This window comes from Acinetobacter sp. YH12116 (assembly GCF_013418895.1).
Lineage (GTDB): Bacteria > Pseudomonadota > Gammaproteobacteria > Pseudomonadales > Moraxellaceae > Acinetobacter > Acinetobacter indicus.
Window position 1 is genome coordinate 1 of sequence record NZ_VPBE01000002.1, and the last position, 18839, is coordinate 18839.

An 18839-nucleotide genomic window follows, 5' to 3' on the forward strand; every position below is an offset into this window, starting at 1 on the left:
TGTCATAAGCACCATCTGTATAGACAGAATCAATCTGCTCATCAAGTGGAATTTGATCAAGTAAATCTTCGAGTACTTGTGAATCACTGACATTGTTTGTCGTGAGCTGAACGGCCCGTATTTGCAGAGTTTCAGCATCTATACCAATGTGAAGTTTACGCCATTGGCGACGATATTCAGGCTGATGTTTCTTACGTTTCCATTCACCTTCACCTAAAAACTTCAAGCCAGTAGAGTCGACGAGTAGGTGGAGACCATCACGACTTTTCTGATAGCTTATCGCAATATCAATATGCTTTTGTCTTCTACAAATAGTCGAATAATCTGCCGCTGTCCAATCTAATCTACAAAGTTTAATGAGGCTCTGAACAAAGCCAGTGACCATGCGTAAAGTGAGTCTAAATAGAGATTTGATCATCAAACAGCATTGAATCGCTATGTCGGAGTAGGTTTGACTTCGACCTTGTTTGCCTTGAGGTTCTGCATACCATTGTGTTTTTGGATCGAACCAAATGGCAATATTCCCACGATTAATGAGAGCTCGGTTATATGCGGGCCAATTGGTTGTGCGGTAGATTTTGTGTGTAGGCTTCTTAATTTGGAAATTATATTGCCGAAGAAGTCCTTAAGAACAGCTTTGTGCAACAAAGCCCTTCAGGGCTTGATCAAATGATCCGTATCGATGAAATCTGGTTGTCTACCCAGCCCATGGACATGCGTGCGAGTATGGATACGACCCCATACAGGCAGCTTAGAAAATTCCGCTCTGCTGGCTGGAAATACCTGTCTAGTTCACTGCCATATAGGCAGCTTAGAAAATTCGCCAAAGCAATCAGCGCCTCTTCACCACGTTCACTGCCATGTAGGCAGCTTAAAATCACCCAAAATAAAACCGGAGCATCGCCCCGGTTTTATTCTTCATCTATTTATTCTTCTAACAGGCTTCTTAACATCCAGGCAGTTTTTTCATGGACTTCCAATCGTTGGGTCAGTACATCCGCAGTTGGCTGGTCATTGGCTTCTTCCACCACATCAAAAATACTGCGTGCGGTCCGTGCAACTGTTTCATGGGCACGAACCAATAACTCCACCATTTCATTGGCTTTTGGCACACCTTCGACTTCTTCAATCGATGCCAGTTTTACAAATTCTTTATAGGTTCCCGGTGCCGGAAAACCTAGTGCCCGAATCCGCTCGGCAATAACATCCAGCGCATTCCATTGCTCGGTATATTGCGTCATAAACATGGTGTGCAGACTGTTAAACTGCGGCCCGGTCACGTTCCAGTGGAAATTATGAGTCATTAAATACAGGGTATAACTGTCGGCCAGAAGTCGGGAAAGCCCTTCGACAATTTTGGCCCGGTTATCTTCAGAAATACCAATATCAATATGCATCGATGCTTTTTTCATTTTCGCCATGAGTCGCTCCCAAAGCTTGTCGTTATAAGGAATCAGATGATCAACATACATGAATGTAGCACAGTTGCGGCTGCAAAAAGATTGCAGATGGTAGTAATACTGTATAAGCATCATCACCAGAAATCAGAGGAATTTTGAAGATGCTGAGAACGCGCAGATCAGGAGATAGAAAAGTCAATTTGAACAGGGAAGATGAGATAGGATGGATGATCTGCCAGAAATAAATGAAGAATGAGACCGGCTCATTCTTCATTATGGATGAAGTACTTAGTTCAGTTTTTCATGCTGGATACTGTCACGATAATATCGACAACCTTTATACAGCAGGAATACGCCAATCACACCGGCTACTGCATTGACAATTGAAATTGAGTTGCCGACCATCAGTGTGTTTTCAAAATAGTTATCGGTAATTAAAGCCACAGCCGTAGTACCCACACCCAGGGCAATCAGGTTGGAGATTAGTAGGAATTTGGCAGAAACCTGAGCACGGAGCTGGTTGGGGGTCAGCATTTGTGTCGCGGCAGCCGAGGCTGGAATCGGGAAGGTCGAGAAGAACATCGCCACAAAAATCAGTGCAAACGATAAGTACAGATTATCTACCTGGGTAAACAGCACACTTGGAATAATCAGCGCTGCACAGCCCAAAGCACCGGCACGAATGGCAGCATCGCTATAGCCACGTTTGGAGAAAAAGTCGATGAGCCAGCCGCAGAACAGCGCCCCCGCCGTATTCGCCACCAGAATAATACAGCCCAGGACATAACCGGTCTGACTGGCATCGAGACCAAAATGACGCATGTAATAGGCCGGTGCCCAGCCTAATAACGAATACAGCATCATGGTGTAGAAAGAGAAGCCAATAAAATGACAGAAGAAGGTTTTCTTGTGCAATTTAATAAAAGCCACCGAGTTCTTAAATGAGGCTTTAACGACTTCACCATCCTGACCGACTTTCACACCTTTACGGCTGGGTTCACGTACGGTCAGAATCATCACCAGGGCCAATAAAACACCTGGTAAACCGACAATAAAGAAAGTCAGTTGCCAGGTTTTTAATTCACCAATTATTGGCAATACCACAAAATCGACTTCTTTTAATAAGCCAATCACGTAGCCGCCAATCAGGAAGGCCAGACCAGAACCAATAAAGGCACCAATCGCATAAACACCTAAAGCACGGCCAAGTTTTTCTTTCGGGAACAGGTCAGCCACAATCGAGTAGAAGGCAGGTGACAGGGCCGCTTCACCGGCACCGACACTTAAACGTGCTAAAAACATCTGGATGAAGTTTTTACTTAAACCACAAGCCGCTGTGGCCAGACTCCAGAAGGCAATGCCGATGGAAATAATTTTAATCCGGGATTTTTTATCGGCCAGTGCGGCAATGGGTACGCCCATAAAGGCATAGAACAGCGAGAAGGCCAGGCCTTGCAATAAGCTGAACTGGGTATCACTGAGCATTAAATCAGCCTTAATTGGCTCAATCATTAAGGACAGAATCTGGCGGTCTACAAAAGACAGGATATAGGCCACCATACAGATAATCACCACATACCACTGATAGGTACTGCTGCTTTCCTGCGAACTAGGCGTGGCCGGCAGGTCAATGGGATGAGCCGCTTCAAACTGTTTACTTTCGGGTTGAATATTCCTTTCAACCGCATCTATCTCTAGAGTTTTATCATTCATTGTGCAACTTCCTGTGCTGAACGTATAAGATAATATGATACGTTTTAAACCTTGTTATTTTTGTTTTGTATCGTCTATCTTCAATTTATTCCTTTCTGCACAGCGGGTCAATCTGTTCTGAATAAAAAGATACATATTTTTAAGTATAAATAAAAAAAGGAATCATAAAGATTCCTTTTCTTGGTTCAATATAGTTCGGCTTAAGCTTCGCCACGTTCTACCAGTGTCAGAATATCGTAGGTGGCGACCAGTTCATTACGCTGGTTTTTCACTTTAATATCCCACACCACCACGCCGTGTGGCTTCTGGCTTGGGTCGCGTTGCTGTTTCGGGGTTTTCTGTTTACAGGTCAGCTCGACCTGAATGGTATCGCCAATTTTCACCGGCTCGACAAAGCGCAGGTTGTCCATGCCGTAGTTGGCAATCACCGGGCCAGGCGCAGCATCAACAAACAGACCGGCTGCGGCAGACACTACAAAGTAGCCGTGTGCGACACGCTCTTCAAACAGCGATTCTGCCGCGGCAATTTTGTCCATATGTGCATAGAAATAATCACCGCTTAAGCAGGCGAAGTTCACCAGATCGGCCTCGGTTACGGTACGGCGTGCGGTGAGCAGACGTTCACCAACACGTAATTCATCAAACGATTTTTTAAATGGATGAACCCGATCTTCAAACACCTGAGCACCGGCGGTCCAGCTATGCCCAATCTGGGTCATGGCATTCGGTGAACCTTGAATTGCGGTGCGTTGCATATAATGTTTTACCGCGCGCAAGCCGCCCAGTTCCTCACCTCCACCAGCACGACCCGGACCACCATGCACCAGATGCGGCAATGGCGAACCATGACCGGTACTTTCTTTGGCGCTTTCCTCATCCAGCACATGCACACGGCCATGCCACGGGGCAATCTTGGCAATCAGCTGTTCAATATTCTGCTCGCAATCACGTACCACCGAGGCCACCAGACTACCTTCACCGCGTGCCACCAGACCGGCCAGTTGTGCCAGATTATCATAGGCCATCAGCGTTACCACCGGACCAAAGGCTTCAATCTGATGCAGGCTGCTGGCCTGTTCAGGCTGTTCACAGACCAGTACAGTTGGCGGATAGAATGCGCCGAGTTCGGGTTGATCGGCCTGAATACTAAAGTCCTGACGTAAATGGCTACCAAAGACAATTTGGGCTTCCTGGCTTAACTGTTCCACCTTGGCCGCCACGTCCTGTTTCTGTTTGAGGCTGGCCAGTGCACCCATGGTGACCTGATCCAGCTCCGGATTACCGACTACCACTTTTTGCAGCTTGGCAATCAAACGTTCCTGCACGGTCGCTAAAAGTTCACGTGGCACAAAAGCGCGACGAATTGCAGTACATTTCTGTCCGGCTTTGCTGGTCATTTCACGGAAGACTTCACGCACAAACAGGTCAATCGCCGTATCGCTGGCCTGTTCCGTCAGAATGGCGCTGTTGACAGAATCGGCTTCCATGCTAAATGGAATCGAGTACTGATTCAGGTGCGGATGCGCACGTAATTTCTGGCCGGTTGCAGCAGAACCGGTGAAAGTCACGGTATCTTGTGGATTCAGCTGCTCAAACAGGTCATAAGTCTGGCCGCAAATCAGCTGTAATGCACCTTCCGGTAAATACCCGCTGGCATGAATAGCTTTAACTACGGCATGGGTCAGCTCGGCACCTTCGGTCGCCGGTTTAACAATACACGGTACACCGGCCAATAAGGTTGGCGCGATTTTTTCCAGCATGCCCCAGATCGGGAAGTTAAAGGCATTAATATGCACCGCCACGCCTGCTTTCGGGCTTAAGACGTGTTTGGCGCCAAAAGCGCCATGCTTGGACAGCGGAATCCAGCTGTCTTCCACCCAGGCGGTTTCATCGCTCAGTTCGCGGCGCACCAGACTGGAATAGGCAAACAGGGTACCAATACCACCTTCGACATCAATCCAGGCATCTTTACGGGTACAGCCGGTGGCTTTGGCCAGTTCATAAAAATCTTCTTTACGTTCCAGTAGATATTGCGCCACCTGTTTAAGTGCATTGGCACGCTGATGAAAAGTCCAGGAGGCAATCGCCGCGCCATGCTGTTTGGCATAGTCGACCACCGCACGGGTGTCGAGGCCAAAGCTGCTGACCTGATAAATGGTTTCACCGGTAATGGTATGCTGTACCGGACGGAAATCCTGACTCGCAACAAATTCCTGACCGCATACCAGTGAGCTTAAGGTCTTCAGTGCCGGGCGAACGCTTGAATAATCAGTCGCTTGCGATTCCGTCTGCGCTGTCTGGGTGTCTAACTCAAGCATGATATAACTCCTTTTATGATACGTTTTGAGTAATATTTTAGTTTTGATGTTTCATAATTTCTGACTTTAACGCGCTTTTGTCAATCATATTTCTGCTCAAATTTTGCAATAAAAAATTTTTTAAAAAATAAAAATATTAAAAAACAATAAATTGAGTTAATTTTGTGAATTATTTTATTTGATACTTAAAAATTAATATTGATTTTTAAAATGTATCGTTTTAATTTTAATACCAGAACACTTGGGATAAGTGAGGATAAAATGACAAATCAACTTCACAGCTTTGAGCAGGCAATTGAAAAGGACATTTCAATTGAACCTAAAAACTGGATGCCAGAGGCTTACCGTAAAACCCTGATTCGCCAGATTGGCCAGCATGCACATTCCGAAGTGGTCGGCATGTTGCCAGAAGGCAACTGGATTACCCGTGCACCTAGCCTAAAACGTAAGGCCGTATTGCTGGCCAAAGTGCAGGATGAAGCCGGTCATGCGCTGTATCTGTACAGCGCGGCAGAAACTCTGGGCGCCGATCGTGACGACATGATGGACAAGCTGATTGCCGGTCGCATGAAATATTCATCCATCTTTAACTATCCAACCCTGAGCTGGGCCGATGTAGCCGCGATTGGCTGGCTGGTCGATGGCGCAGCGATTGTGAATCAGGTCGCGCTTTGCCGTACCTCTTATGGTCCGTATGCCCGTGCCATGGTGCGCATCTGTAAAGAAGAAAGTTTCCATCAGCGTCAGGGCTTTGAAGCCATGATGCAACTGGCCAACGGTACGTCAGAACAAAAACAGATGGCGCAAGATGCGGTTAACCGTTTCTGGTGGCCGGCGCTGATGATGTTTGGTCCAAGCGATGACAACTCGCCGAACAGCGCGCAAAGCATGGCCTGGAAAATCAAACGTTTCAGTAATGATGAACTGCGTCAGAAGTTTGTCGATAACACCGTACCACAAGTGTTGCAGCTTGGTCTGAGCGTGCCAGATCCAGATTTACGTTTTAATCAAGACACTGGCCATTACGAGTTTGGTGAAATTAACTGGACCGAATTCTTTGATGTGATTGCCGGCAAAGGCCCATGTAACCACGAACGCATTGAAGCACGTCGTAAAGCCTGGGAAGGCGGCAAATGGGTGCGTGATACCGCAGCCGTTTATGCCCAGAAACAACAGACCCAGCAACAACAACAGAAAGTTGCTTAAACAGCTCACATACGGAAATGAAGAAGGAATACGCTCATGGACAATAAAAATCACTGGTCTTTATATGAAGTGTTTGTACGCAGCAAACAGGGTTTAAGCCATCGTCATGTTGGCAGCCTGCGTGCATCTGATGATGAAGTGGCACTGCAAAATGCACGTGATGTTTATACCCGCCGCAATGAAGGGGGGAGCATCTGGGTGGTGAAATCGGAACTGATTACTTCATCTCAACCAGATGAAAAACCAGAATTTTTTGATCCTTCACTGGACAAAGTCTATCGTCACCCGACGTTTTACAATATTCCAGATGGCATTGAGCACATGTAAGGAGCAGTACAATGAATCAAACTGTATTAGCGCAATTTCTCCTGCATGTGGGCGACAGCCAGCTGATTTTATCGCACCGTCTGGCCGAGTGGTGTGGCCATGCGCCGGAACTGGAGCTGGACATTGCACTGGCCAATATCGGTCTGGACCTGCTCGGTCAAGCACGTACCGCTTTAAGTCTGGCTGGTGAGATCGAAGGTTTGGGCCGTGATGAAGACAAACTGGCTTATTTCCGCACCGAACGTGAATACCGCAACCTGTTGTTATGTGAACAGCCGAATGGTGACTTTGCCCAGACCATGGTACGCCAATGGTTGATGGATCTGTATCACCTGGAACTGTTTACAGCCTTAAGCCAGAGCCAGCAGGCCGATGTCGCTGCTTTTGCGGTGAAATCTTTAAAAGAAGTCAAATATCATCTGCGTTTTTCTACCACCTGGATGGAGCGCTTAAGTCTGGGCACTGCCGAAGCGCATGAGAAAACCCAGCAGGGTTTGAACCAGTTATGGCGTTTTACTGCAGAGCTGTTTGAACAGACCGCAGATGAGCAGCAGCTGGTCGCACAGGGCATTTTACCAGACTTTGCACCTTTAAAAGCCGCCTGGACGGCACAGGTACAGACCGAACTGCAACGTTTTGGCCTGAGCCTGCCAGACACGGGTGCGTATCGTAGTGGCGCCAAACAGGGTCTGCATACCGAACACCTGGGCTTTATTCTGGCCGAACTGCAATATATGCAACGTTCCTATCCAAATATGGCCTGGTAATTCAGCTTGATCACAGGGAGTGAGTCGCATGAATTTAATTCGACATTGTCTAGATGAATGCTGGGATGCGCTGGCGCAGGTGTCTGATCCGGAAATTCCAGTGCTGTCGGTGCTGGATCTGGGCATGATTCGCGGCGTTGAACTCAACGCGCAAGATGAAATTGTGGTGCGACTGACCCCGACCTATAGCGGCTGTCCGGCCACAGATCTGCTTAAAGATGAAATTACCGCGGCGTTTCAAAGTAAAGGTCTAACCCCGGTTCAGGTGGTGGTAGATTTATCTGAAGCCTGGACCACCGACTGGATGAGCGAAAGCGGCAAGCAGAAGCTGCAGCAGTACGGTATTGCACCGCCACAAGGCCAGTCACATCAATGTGGTACGCATGTGGCGCTCAGTGATGGCATTCGCTGTCCACACTGTCATAGCCAGCAGACCAAATTATTAAGCGAATTCAGTTCCACAGCCTGCAAAGCCTTATACAAGTGTCAGGACTGTCTTGAACCGTTCGACTATTTCAAATGTATATAAGCATGACAAGCACCGTCGGCATGCAAGAGGGATTTTTACATGAGCCAATTTATACCTTTAACCATTAAATCAATTCAGCCACAAACCGAACAGGCCATCTGTATTGCCTTTGATCTGGCACCTGAACAGGCCGATTTATTCCAGTATCAGCCGGGCCAGCATCTTACCATCCGTCATTTGACCGAGCAGGGTGAAATCCGTCGTTGTTATTCAATTTGCAGTGATCGTGCTGAAGACATGAGCATTGCTATTAAGAAAATTGATCAGGGCCAGTTTTCGACTTGGGCCAATGAACATCTTAAGGCCGGTGATGTACTGGAAGTGATGCCACCACAAGGCGTATTTTTTCAAAAAGCAGCCAAAACTGGCGGCCAGAATTATCTCGGCTTTGCTGCCGGCAGCGGCATTACCCCAATTTTGTCGATTGTAAAATCGGTGCTGAACCATCAGCCGGGTGCGCATTTTACCTTGGTTTATGGTAACCGTTCCTGGAAACAGACCATGTTCTCGGAACAGATCATGGATTTAAAAGACCGTTATAAAGAGCGTCTGCAACTGGTCAATGTTTTCTCGCGTGAACTGAATGACAGCCAGTTGCTCAATGGCCGGATTGATGCGGAAAAACTGCAACAGCTGTTTCAGGCGGGTTTAATTCATTCCCAGTTCGATCACTGCTTTGCCTGTGGCCCGGAAGAGATGATGAATGCGGTGGAAACAGTGTTACCAGAACTGGGCATCGAGCGCAGCAAAATTCACACCGAGCGTTTTAATACCGGTACTGTGCCGAAAGCCAGCGCTGCGCAAATTGAAAGCCGTAGCGAAGAGAAGGTCAATATTATTCTCGATGGCCGTGAACTGATTGTCGACGTTTCCAAACAGGATGACAGCATTCTCGATGCCGCCTTACGCGCCGGTGCTGACTTGCCTTATGCCTGTAAAGGCGGGGTCTGTGCGACCTGTAAATGCAAGGTGCTGGAAGGTGAGGTCGAAATGGCCATCAACTACAGCCTGGAAGAAGATGAAGTGGCCAAAGGCTATGTGCTGAGCTGTCAGGCACGCCCGACCAGTGCCAATGTACGCTTGAGTTTTGACGAATAAGCAGCGGACAGGGAGTCACAAGCCATGGATTATTTAAAAAGCAGTCTGGCTGCGCCGGGTGTGGTGTTAATTGAACTGAACCGCCCGGAAAAGCGTAATGCCTTGAACAATGCCACCTTAAAAGAACTGGCTGGTCATCTGCAGCAGCTGGATGCAGATTCCAGTGTAAAAGCCGTGGTGATTACCGGCAATCCGCAGTGTTTTGCTGCCGGGGCAGATTTAAATGAACTGGCACAACTGGATGTGGTGAGCATCCAGCAGGATCAGCGTCCATTGCTGTGGAAAGGTATTGATGAATTTTCCAAGCCACTGATTATGGCGGTCAATGGTTATGCGCTGGGGGCAGGTTTTGAACTGGCCTTGCATGGCGACATGATCATCACCGGTGAAAATGCCCAGTTTGCACTCCCTGAAATTGGTTTGGGCATGTTACCAGGCGCCGGTGGGACCCAGCGTTTGGCGCGTCTGGTCGGACAGCAACTGGCGATGCGCTGGGCCATGACCGGGGAGATGGTCTCCGCCAATACCGCCTTGCAACACGGCATTAGCAGTCAGGTCTGTCCAAGCGGCCTTACGGTGCAATATGCACTGGAACTGGCAACAAAAATTGCAGCGCAGGCGCCACTGGCCATCCGCGCCATCAAACAGTCCTTAAAGTCGATTCATGAAGTGACCTTGAGTCAGGGCCTCAAACTGGAACGTCAACATTTTGTCTGGCTGGCCGCGACCCAAGACCGTCAGGAAGGCATTCAGGCATTTTTAGAAAAAAGAAAACCGGAATTTAGAGGTGTGTAATGGATTACCAAACAATTATTGTCGAAGAAAAAAATGCAGTGGGCTATTTGACCTTTAACCGTCCGAAGCAGCTCAACAGTTTTAATGAAACCATGCATCAGGAAGTGTCCAAGGTTATGAAGGCCTGGGCCAAAGACAGCAAGATTCGCGCGGTGGTCATTTCTGCCGAAGGTCGTGGTTTCTGTGCCGGACAGGATTTGAATGACCGCGTGGTCGATCCGAATGCCGATGCGCCAGATTTAGGCCTGTCAATTGAGAAATATTACAACCCTTTAATCAAGCTGATTACCGACATGCCAAAACCGGTGCTGTGCGCGGTTAACGGGGTTGCGGCCGGTGCTGGTGCCAATATTGCCTTGGCCTGTGACATTGTGCTGGCTGCGAAATCGGCATCCTTTATTCAGGCTTTCTGCCGTTTAGGTCTGGTTCCGGATTCAGGTGGCACCTGGTTCCTGCCGCGTCTGGTTGGCCGTGCCCAAGCCATGGGTCTGGCCATGCTGGGCGATAAAGTCAGCGCAGAACAGGCGCTGCAACTGGGCATGATCTGGCAGGTGGTAGAAGATGATCAGCTGAAAGCCGAAGCCGAGAAAATGGCCGAGCATTTAGCCAAACAGCCGACCTATGGCCTGTCCTTAATTAAAAAAGCCATTCATGCTGCAGCCGACAATAATCTGGATGAACAGCTCATTCTGGAACGTGACCTGCAGCGTCTGGCCGGCCGTTCAAGTGATTATAAAGAAGGCGTCCAAGCCTTTATGCAAAAACGCACACCGCAATATACAGGATGCTAATCATGGAACAACTTTGTTTACAGCAGGCCCGTGTCGCGGTGATTGGCGCCGGCACCATGGGCATTGGTATTGCACAATTGGCGGCGATGCATGGCCATCCAACCCAGCTGTTTGATGTGGATGTGCAAAAATCTGAGGCTGCTTTGGCGCAATTGAAAACACAGCTGGAAAAACGTGTTACGGCCGGGAAAATGACAGCGCAGCTGTTAGAGCAAACGCTGGCCAATTTAACAATTGCCAGCGATCTTCAGGCACTGGCGAATGCACAACTGGTGGTTGAAGCCATTGTGGAAAAGAAAGAGGTCAAACAAGCGCTGTTTCAGCAACTGGCGGCACTGTGTCCAGAAGAAACGATTTTTGCCTCTAACACCTCATCCATTTCCATTACCGCCATTGCCGCGGCAATTCCACAGCCTGAGCGTGTGGTCGGACTGCACTTTTTTAATCCGGCACCGGTAATGAAACTGGTAGAAATTATTCGTGGCCTGAAAACCTCAGCCCAGATTGCACAGGCATTGTTCAGCCTGATGCAAAGTTGGAATAAAGTGCCAGTGACGGCCAAATCAACGCCGGGTTTCATTGTCAACCGGGTGGCGCGTCCTTATTATGCCGAAGCTTTTCGTGCCTTGCAGGAAAATGTCACCACGCCTGAACAATTGGATTTTATCATGCGTGAATGTGGCCGCTTTGCTATGGGGCCGTGTGAACTGACCGACTTAATCGGGCAGGATATCAATTTTTCCGTGACCCAAAGCGTGTATCAGGAATTCTTTTATGAGCCGCGCTATCGTCCGTCTTTAATCCAGAAAGAGCTGGTGGATGCCGGCTGTTTCGGCCGTAAAAGTGGGCAGGGTTTTTATGATTATCGTCAGGCTGAACGTTCACCGGCCTATCGTTTACCGGCTATGCCGAGCGTTGCACCGGGTGAACTTGAGCTTGCAGTCAATGGAAGCTGGTCACATTCTAGCGGCTTGATCTCGCGGATTCAGGCTGCCTCACAGCTGAAGGTGCAGCGTCAGCCGCAGGCAGATGAAGAGATTGTGCTGGGTGATGTACGCCTGCGTTTAAGCCGCGGTGAGTCGGTCGAGCTGGACTATAGCAAGGACAAAGTGGTGCTGATGGACTGGCATGCTGACTGGAATGTGGCACAGGCGTTACCAATCGTGGCATCACCGGCCTGTAACGCAGCCGATATTGCCAAAGTCGAGCAGTTTTTTGCTGCGATTGATCTGATACCAATCTGGACTAAAGATCATGCAGGTCTGTATGTGCTGCGTACCATTTCCATGCTGGTCAATGAAGCCAGCGAAGCAGTAATGCATGCTATAGCAACCGAACAAGATATTGATTCAGCAATGAAATATGGTGTGAATTATCCGCAGGGTCCATTCCAGTGGGCAGAAAAAATTGGATATAACACTATTTTACAAATTTTGGAAAATATGTATCGTATTTATGCTGAAGAACGCTACCGTTGTAGTATATATTTAAGCAAGAAGGCTGCACAGGAACGTACGCAGTCAGAGCAAGAATTAGAATTTCGCCAAGCAGGCTAAGGAAACCACAGGACATGGAACAGGTATTTATTTGCGATGGAATTCGCACCCCAATTGGCCGTTATGCCGGTGCACTCAGCAGCATCCGTGCAGATGACCTGGCTGCCTTGCCAATACAGTATTTAAAAGCCCAGCATCCTGAACTGCCTTGGCAGGAACTGGATGAGGTGATTTTAGGCTGTGCCAATCAGGCTGGTGAAGATAACCGTAATGTGGCGCGTATGGCTGCCTTGCTGGCCGGCATGCCGGACAATGTCGCGGGCATCACCCTAAACCGTCTTTGTGCCTCAGGTTTAGATGCGGTTGCCACAGGCGCGCGTATGATCAAGGCCGGTGAAGCGCGGTTTGTACTGGCCGGTGGGGTTGAGTCCATGAGCCGTGCACCTTTTGTCCAGTCCAAACCGGAAACCGCTTTTAGCCGCACCCCGGAAATTTTTGATACCACCATCGGCTGGCGCTTTATTAACCCGAAATTTAAAGCGCAGTTTGGCGTCGACAGCATGCCGGAAACCGCCGAAAACGTTGCAGAAAAATACCAGATTCATCGTGCCGATCAGGACCTGTTTGCCTATCGTAGCCAGCAGAAAACCGCAGTGGCCCAGCAAAACGGGATTCTGGCCGAAGAAATTATGCCGGTTGAAATTAAAGACCGTAAGAAAAACAGCATCATCTTCCAGACCGATGAGCATCCACGTGCTGACACCACGCTGGAGGCTTTAGGCAGCCTGAAAACCCCGTTTCGTAAAGAAGGCGGTTCAGTCACCGCCGGTAATGCTTCCGGGGTGAATGATGGCGCTGCCTGTGTCATGCTGGCCAATCAGGCTTTTGTGAATCAACATCAGCTAAAACCTTTAGCCAAAGTCGTGGCCTCGGCCAGTGCCGGTGTTGAAGCCAGATATATGGGCATCGGGCCGGTGCCGGCGGTACGTAAAGTGCTGGCGCTGACCGGGCTAACCCTAGATCAGATGGATATCATTGAGTTGAACGAGGCCTTCGCCGCACAGGCACTGGCGGTGACCCGTGAACTGGGCTTGCAGGATGATGATGCCCGGGTCAATCCAAATGGCGGCGCGATTGCCTTGGGACATCCACTCGGGATGAGTGGAACGCGTCTGGTGATTACCGCCATGAAAGAATTAAAACGTCGTCAAGGGAAATATGCACTGTGCACCATGTGTGTCGGTGTGGGCCAGGGCGTGGCCATGATTATCGAAAATGTGGATGAGGACACATCCAAGTAAAAAATACAGCACTCAATCAGGATGATTGAAAAGGAGTAATAAGATGAATAACAATGCAATGGAAAAAATCGAAACTGTTTCAATCGATGAGTTACGTAGCATCCAGCTGCAACGCATGAAAAAAACGCTGCAGCATGCCTACCAGAACAGCCCGGTGTATCAAAAGAAGTTTGATGAAGCAGGGGTCCATCCTGATGATTTCAATACTTTGGAAGATCTGGCCAAATTCCCGTTTACCACCAAACAAGATTTACGTGACAACTATCCGTTTGGCATGTTTGCCGTGCCACAGGAACAGATTGTGCGTGTGCATGCCTCATCAGGCACCACCGGCCAGCCGACCGTGGTCGGGTATACCCAGCAGGATATTCAGACCTGGTCAGATGTGGTAGCACGTTCCTTACGTGCAGCCGGTTTAAGTGCCAAAGATACCATTCAGGTGTCCTATGGTTATGGTCTGTTTACTGGCGGTTTGGGGGCGCATTATGGCGTAGAGCGCTTAGGTGCCACGGTTATTCCAATGTCGGGTGGCCAAACCGAGCGTCAGGCGCAGCTGATTCATGACTTTAAGCCCACCGCTTTAATGGTTACGCCATCTTACTGCCTGAATATTATTGAAGCGCTGGAAAAGAAATTTGGCACAGCCAAAGACTGTTCTATCCGTACCGGTATTTTTGGTGCCGAGCCGTGGACCAATGAAATGCGCAAGGAAATTGAAGAGCGCTTGGGCATTGATGCACTGGATATTTATGGCCTGTCCGAAGTAATGGGACCAGGTGTGGCAATGGAATGTCTGGAAAGCAAAGACGGCCCAACCATCTGGGAAGATCATTTCTATCCAGAAATTATCAATCCGGAAACCGGTGAAGTCCTGCCAGATGGTGAGCTGGGCGAGCTGGTCTTTACCACCATCACCAAAGAAGGCATGCCGGTGATCCGTTACCGTACCCGTGACCTGACCCGTCTGTTACCTGGCACGGCACGCACCATGCGTCGTATGGACAAAATCGTTGGACGCAGCGATGATATGATGATTATCCGCGGTGTGAACGTGTTCCCGTCACAAATTGAAGAGCAGATTTTACATATTCCGCAGCTGATTCCGAATTATCAGATTCATATTTGTAAACAGGGACACCTCGACACATTGCATATTCAGGCAGAAATGCGTAAAGATACCAATGATGTTATGGCGCACCAGTTGGCCGGGCAGTTAAAAGCCCAGATTAAAACCATGGTGGGCATTAGCGTGACGGTGGATGTGTTGCCGGAAGGTAGTCTGCCACGCTCAGAAGGTAAGGCGCAGCGGGTATTTGATATCCGAAAGTCTGCATAGGTTCAGTGGGCGATTGACTGCGGTCAATTGCCCTCACAAACAGGGTGTGAATACATCGCAATGAATCCAAAACTAAAACAAAGTATTGATGATTTTATTCAGCATGAAGCCTTAAGTGGCACATCGCTGATTATGACCGTATTTGGTGACTGTATTTTTCATCGCGGTGGGATTATCAGTCTGGCTAGCCTGATCCAGCTGATGGATGTGTTTGGCCTGAACGAACGTTCGGTGCGTACCGCTGTGTTTCGTCTGGTACAAAACGGCTGGCTGGTATCGGAAAAAATTGGCCGCACCAGTTATTACCGTATTACCGAAAACAGCCGCCAGCGTTTTATTATGGCGGACCAGAAAATTTACAGCTTCCAGCACAAGGAATGGGACCAGAAATGGGATCTGGTACTGCTCAGTTCGGTCGAGCTGGAAAATAAAGCCATTTTAAAGAAAGAACTGGAATGGCTCGGTTTTGCCAATATTGCCACCAACGTGATGGCTTATCCGGGTTGTGATCATCTGAAACTGCAAAATCTGCTACTGAATCTGCAAATGACCGATCAGGTGGTGATCTTTAAAGCTGAAACCTTGCAGTTATGGCAGGAGTCGTATCCAACCATTAAACGCATGGTGGCAACCAACTGGCCGGTGCCTGAACTGCATCAGCGTTATGAAAAATTCATGGGTGATTTCCGTGAATTTCTGAATCTGGTTGATGCCGAAGATGAACTGGACCCGGTACAGGCCTTCCAGATCCGGATTTTGCTGATTCATCAGTATCGCCGGATTTTGCTGAAAGATCCGAACCTGCCGTTTGAGCTGCTGCCATCGGACTGGTTATCGCTGAATGCACGCAACTTAAGTAGCAACCTGTATCAGCGTGTGGTCAGTGCCGGAGAAGAATTCTTTATGGAACTGGCGCGCACGTCGGAAGGTTCAATGCCACCGGCGCATCCGCAATTCTTGAAGCGTTTTGGCGGTATTAAAATAGAAGAACCCAGCTCATTGGCTTGAGCTTATTCATAGAGCTTCCTTGCCTCGTGGTGGGGAAGCATCTACTCCGCTTATTTTAAAGGAATAAAATATGCCGTGTTACTCCATTGATGGTGTGATTCCTGTGGTGCATCCGCAGGCTTATGTGCATCCAACTGCTGTACTTATTGGTGATGTGATTATTGAAGCCGGGGCTTATATTGGCCCATTTGCTGCCTTACGTGCCGACTTTGGCCGAATCCATATTCAGCAGAATGCCAATGTGCAGGATTCCTGTACCGTGCATGGTTTTCCAGACAGCGTGACGCTGGTAGAAGAATATGGCCATATCGGACATGGGGCAATTTTGCATGGCTGCATCATTCGTAAAAACGTACTGGTTGGCATGAATAGCGTGATTTTGGATGAAGCGGAAATTGGTGAAAATACCATTATTGGCGCCAACAGTACCGTGAAAGCCAAAGCCCAGATTCCGGCCAATGTCCTGGCACTCGGCAGTCCGGCTAAGGTGGTGCGGCCACTGGAAGACAAGGAAATTGCCTGGAAACGTCATGGCACCCAGCAATATATTGAACTGACTGCACGCTGTCTGCAGAGCATGCACGAGGTTGAGCCATTGCCTGAACAAACTGCCTCACGCCGTACCTATCGCGATTTTTCCGCCGAGCATGTGATTAAAAAACAGGCTTAAGTGAATATAAAAACCTGTGATCTTTAGGTATATCGCATTGTTGATCCCATAAAAAAGCGCTGAATCTATCAGCGCTTTTTCTATCTTATCTCTACATAGACCAATATTTACACGGGCGCTTCCATCAGCACCTGACCATATTGTTCGCGTAAATCTTTTTTCAGCATTTTGCCGGTCCCACTGAGTGGAATACTGTCAACAAAAATAACCTTATCGGGAATCTGCCATTTGGCCACCTTATCGGCATAATAATCCAGCAGTTCGTTTTCGGTAATCTGGCTGTCCGGCACTTTCATGGCAATCACTACCGGACGTTCATCCCATTTTGGATGGCTGGCGGCAATCACTGCGGCCATGGCAATTTCCGGATGGCACATGGCCAGATTTTCCAGTTCTACCGATGAAATCCATTCACCACCCGATTTAATCAGGTCTTTAGAACGGTCACTAATGTGCAGGAAACCATCACTGTTCAGACTGGCAATATCGCCGGTATCGAACCAGCCATCACTGGTCAGGGCAGATTCCTCTTTGCCAAAGTAACGCTCAATAATCCAGTGGCCTTTAATCTGTAAATTGCCGGTGGTCTGGCCATCACGTGGCAGCAAGTCGGTGCCTTTTTCTGCCGAAGCCAGACGTAAATCTACCCCAAATGGTGGACGACCTTGAGACAGTCGTAACTGGGTTTTCTCCTCCGGACTGAGTAGTTCATGCTTGGCTTTGAGCTGGTTGGCAGAACCCAGCGGACTGGTTTCAGTCATGCCCCAGGCATGAATGGTGTCGCAGTTATACTGCTCTTTAAAGGTTTTCAGCATCGCCGGCGGGCAGGCTGAGCCACCAACCACATTGCGGTTCATGCTTTCCAGCGTGCTGCCAGACTGTTTGGCTGCGGCCAGTAGACCTTGCCAGATGGTTGGTACCCCCAAGGCCACGGTGACTTTATAATTATCAATGAGCTGTACCAGACTGGCACCGTCCAGCCCTGGTCCCGGTAACACCAGGGTCGAGCCAACCATCGCCGCAGCATACGGTGTGCCCCAAGCATTGACATGGAACATTGGAACCACCGGCAGCATTACATCTTTGGCCGATAAATTCAGGGAGTCGGGCAGGCTGATGCCATAACTGTGCAGCAAGGTGGAACGGTGGCTGTAGAGCACGCCTTTTGGATTACCGGTGGTGCCTGAGGTGTAGCACAGGGAACTGGCCATATTTTCATCCAGTTCTGGCCAGTCAAATGTCTTGGACTGGGCGGCAATCAAATCATCATAAAACTGAACTTCAGGCAATTTTTCCCGGACCGCATCATCCGGTGCATCCAGACAGATAAAATGCTCCACCTGCGGCAAATGCTGTTTTACCCCGACAATTAGCGGCAGGAAGGTTTTATCAAAAATCACCACCCGGTCTTGAGCATCATTAATAATAAAAATCAGCTGTTCAGGAAACAGACGCGGGTTAATGGTGTGGCAGACCAGACCACTCCCGGAAATCGCATACCAGCTTTCCAGGTGACGATGATTGTTCCAGGCAATGGTCGCCACACGGTCACTCTGCTCTAGCCCTAAGGCTTGCAGGGCATTGGCAAAGCGTTTGGCATTCTCTGCCACAGCGGCCCAGTCAGTGCTGCTCATGCTGCCATCGGTATTTTTTGAAATGATGGGTGTATCGCCATGATAGCGTGCTGCATGTTCAATCAGCGAGCTAATCAATAACGGTTGATACATCATACGTCCAAGCATGTTGATATCCTTATTCCATTTTTTTGTTGTTTAAATAATGTCTTGTTTCTTGACTACTTTTCCGAGGCATCATTGCCGAAAAAGGCTGTTTTTTCATCCTAAACACTTGCGTGATGAAATCAAGAGGGGATTACAAAAAATCTGTTTTGTGCAGACTTAAACCGAAAAATGCGCTAGCTATTTGAATATAGAGTAAAAGCTTCAATAATTATGATGAATGACGTTCAAAAGAAGTCCTTGAAATAACACTTGATCTTTTTAAAAAATGTGTTAAAAAATGAGTATAACCAATTTTGGTTATGCTTGTTTCAGGATGAAATAAGCGGCAAGAAGCTGAATGAA

At 48.5% G+C, this 18839-nt stretch carries 17 protein-coding genes; 12 read left to right on the plus strand and 5 right to left on the minus strand.

What is annotated here, in order from left to right:
• The 4 genes from FTU54_RS01360 to paaZ all read right to left on the minus strand — a co-directional run.
• On the minus strand, positions 1–598 hold a 598-nt coding region (locus FTU54_RS01360), incomplete at its 3' end, for an IS5 family transposase (RefSeq protein WP_180074390.1).
• Between the two features lie 328 nt (positions 599–926).
• On the minus strand, positions 927–1421 hold the full coding sequence (locus tag FTU54_RS01365) for a Dps family protein (RefSeq protein ID WP_005177343.1): 495 nt from the start codon (positions 1419–1421) through the stop codon (positions 927–929).
• A gap of 267 nt (positions 1422–1688) precedes the next feature.
• Positions 1689–3113 carry an MFS transporter gene (locus FTU54_RS01370; protein ID WP_160241383.1) on the minus strand — a complete coding sequence of 475 codons (1425 nt, stop codon included), beginning with the start codon at positions 3111–3113 and terminating at the stop codon, positions 1689–1691.
• Between the two features lie 200 nt (positions 3114–3313).
• A complete protein-coding gene (gene paaZ, locus FTU54_RS01375) occupies positions 3314–5431 on the minus strand; it encodes a phenylacetic acid degradation bifunctional protein PaaZ (RefSeq protein ID WP_180074328.1) in 2118 nt (705 codons plus the stop codon).
• A gap of 261 nt (positions 5432–5692) precedes the next feature.
• Here paaZ and paaA point away from each other — a divergent pair, with 261 nt between their 5' ends.
• The 12 genes from paaA (at position 5693) to FTU54_RS01435 (ending at position 16755) form a co-directional block, all read left to right on the plus strand.
• A complete protein-coding gene (gene paaA / locus FTU54_RS01380; RefSeq protein WP_104498663.1) occupies positions 5693–6637 on the plus strand; it encodes a 1,2-phenylacetyl-CoA epoxidase subunit PaaA in 945 nt (314 codons plus the stop codon).
• A gap of 36 nt (positions 6638–6673) precedes the next feature.
• Complete coding sequence (gene paaB, locus FTU54_RS01385; protein WP_180074329.1) at positions 6674–6964, plus strand: 1,2-phenylacetyl-CoA epoxidase subunit PaaB; 291 nt, start codon at positions 6674–6676, stop codon at positions 6962–6964.
• A gap of 11 nt (positions 6965–6975) precedes the next feature.
• Positions 6976–7731 (plus strand): 1,2-phenylacetyl-CoA epoxidase subunit PaaC, encoded by a 756-nt coding sequence (gene paaC / locus FTU54_RS01390; RefSeq protein ID WP_005177355.1) that lies wholly within the window; start codon positions 6976–6978, stop codon positions 7729–7731.
• Between the two features lie 28 nt (positions 7732–7759).
• A complete protein-coding gene (gene paaD, locus FTU54_RS01395; protein WP_016658268.1) occupies positions 7760–8260 on the plus strand; it encodes a 1,2-phenylacetyl-CoA epoxidase subunit PaaD in 501 nt (166 codons plus the stop codon).
• A 39-nt stretch (positions 8261–8299) separates the two neighbouring features.
• Complete coding sequence (gene paaE, locus FTU54_RS01400; RefSeq protein WP_075174494.1) at positions 8300–9358, plus strand: 1,2-phenylacetyl-CoA epoxidase subunit PaaE; 1059 nt, start codon at positions 8300–8302, stop codon at positions 9356–9358.
• Positions 9359–9382: 24 nt separating this feature from the next.
• Positions 9383–10153 carry an enoyl-CoA hydratase-related protein gene (locus FTU54_RS01405; RefSeq protein WP_171431973.1) on the plus strand — a complete coding sequence of 257 codons (771 nt, stop codon included), beginning with the start codon at positions 9383–9385 and terminating at the stop codon, positions 10151–10153.
• Positions 10153–10944 carry a 2-(1,2-epoxy-1,2-dihydrophenyl)acetyl-CoA isomerase PaaG gene (gene paaG, locus FTU54_RS01410; protein ID WP_016658265.1) on the plus strand — a complete coding sequence of 264 codons (792 nt, stop codon included), beginning with the start codon at positions 10153–10155 and terminating at the stop codon, positions 10942–10944. The genes FTU54_RS01405 and paaG overlap by 1 nt, the downstream gene beginning before the upstream one ends.
• 2 nt (positions 10945–10946) lie before the next feature.
• Entirely contained in the window at positions 10947–12500 is a 1554-nt protein-coding gene (locus FTU54_RS01415; RefSeq protein ID WP_180074331.1) for a 3-hydroxyacyl-CoA dehydrogenase, read from the plus strand.
• Between the two features lie 14 nt (positions 12501–12514).
• Positions 12515–13741 carry a 3-oxoadipyl-CoA thiolase gene (gene pcaF / locus FTU54_RS01420; protein ID WP_160243299.1) on the plus strand — a complete coding sequence of 409 codons (1227 nt, stop codon included), beginning with the start codon at positions 12515–12517 and terminating at the stop codon, positions 13739–13741.
• Between the two features lie 43 nt (positions 13742–13784).
• Positions 13785–15077, plus strand: coding sequence for a phenylacetate--CoA ligase PaaK (gene paaK, locus FTU54_RS01425; protein ID WP_005177377.1), 1293 nt, complete (start codon positions 13785–13787; stop codon positions 15075–15077).
• 60 nt (positions 15078–15137) lie between these two features.
• Positions 15138–16085 carry a phenylacetic acid degradation operon negative regulatory protein PaaX gene (paaX, locus tag FTU54_RS01430; protein WP_168393930.1) on the plus strand — a complete coding sequence of 316 codons (948 nt, stop codon included), beginning with the start codon at positions 15138–15140 and terminating at the stop codon, positions 16083–16085.
• A 70-nt stretch (positions 16086–16155) separates the two neighbouring features.
• Positions 16156–16755, plus strand: a complete 600-nt coding sequence (locus FTU54_RS01435) for a hypothetical protein (RefSeq protein ID WP_005177381.1) — start codon at positions 16156–16158, stop codon at positions 16753–16755.
• A 107-nt stretch (positions 16756–16862) separates the two neighbouring features.
• Here FTU54_RS01435 and FTU54_RS01440 read toward each other — a convergent pair whose 3' ends face one another.
• On the minus strand, positions 16863–18497 hold the full coding sequence (locus tag FTU54_RS01440) for a long-chain-fatty-acid--CoA ligase (protein ID WP_180074333.1): 1635 nt from the start codon (positions 18495–18497) through the stop codon (positions 16863–16865).
• Positions 18498–18839: the final 342 nt, after the last annotated feature.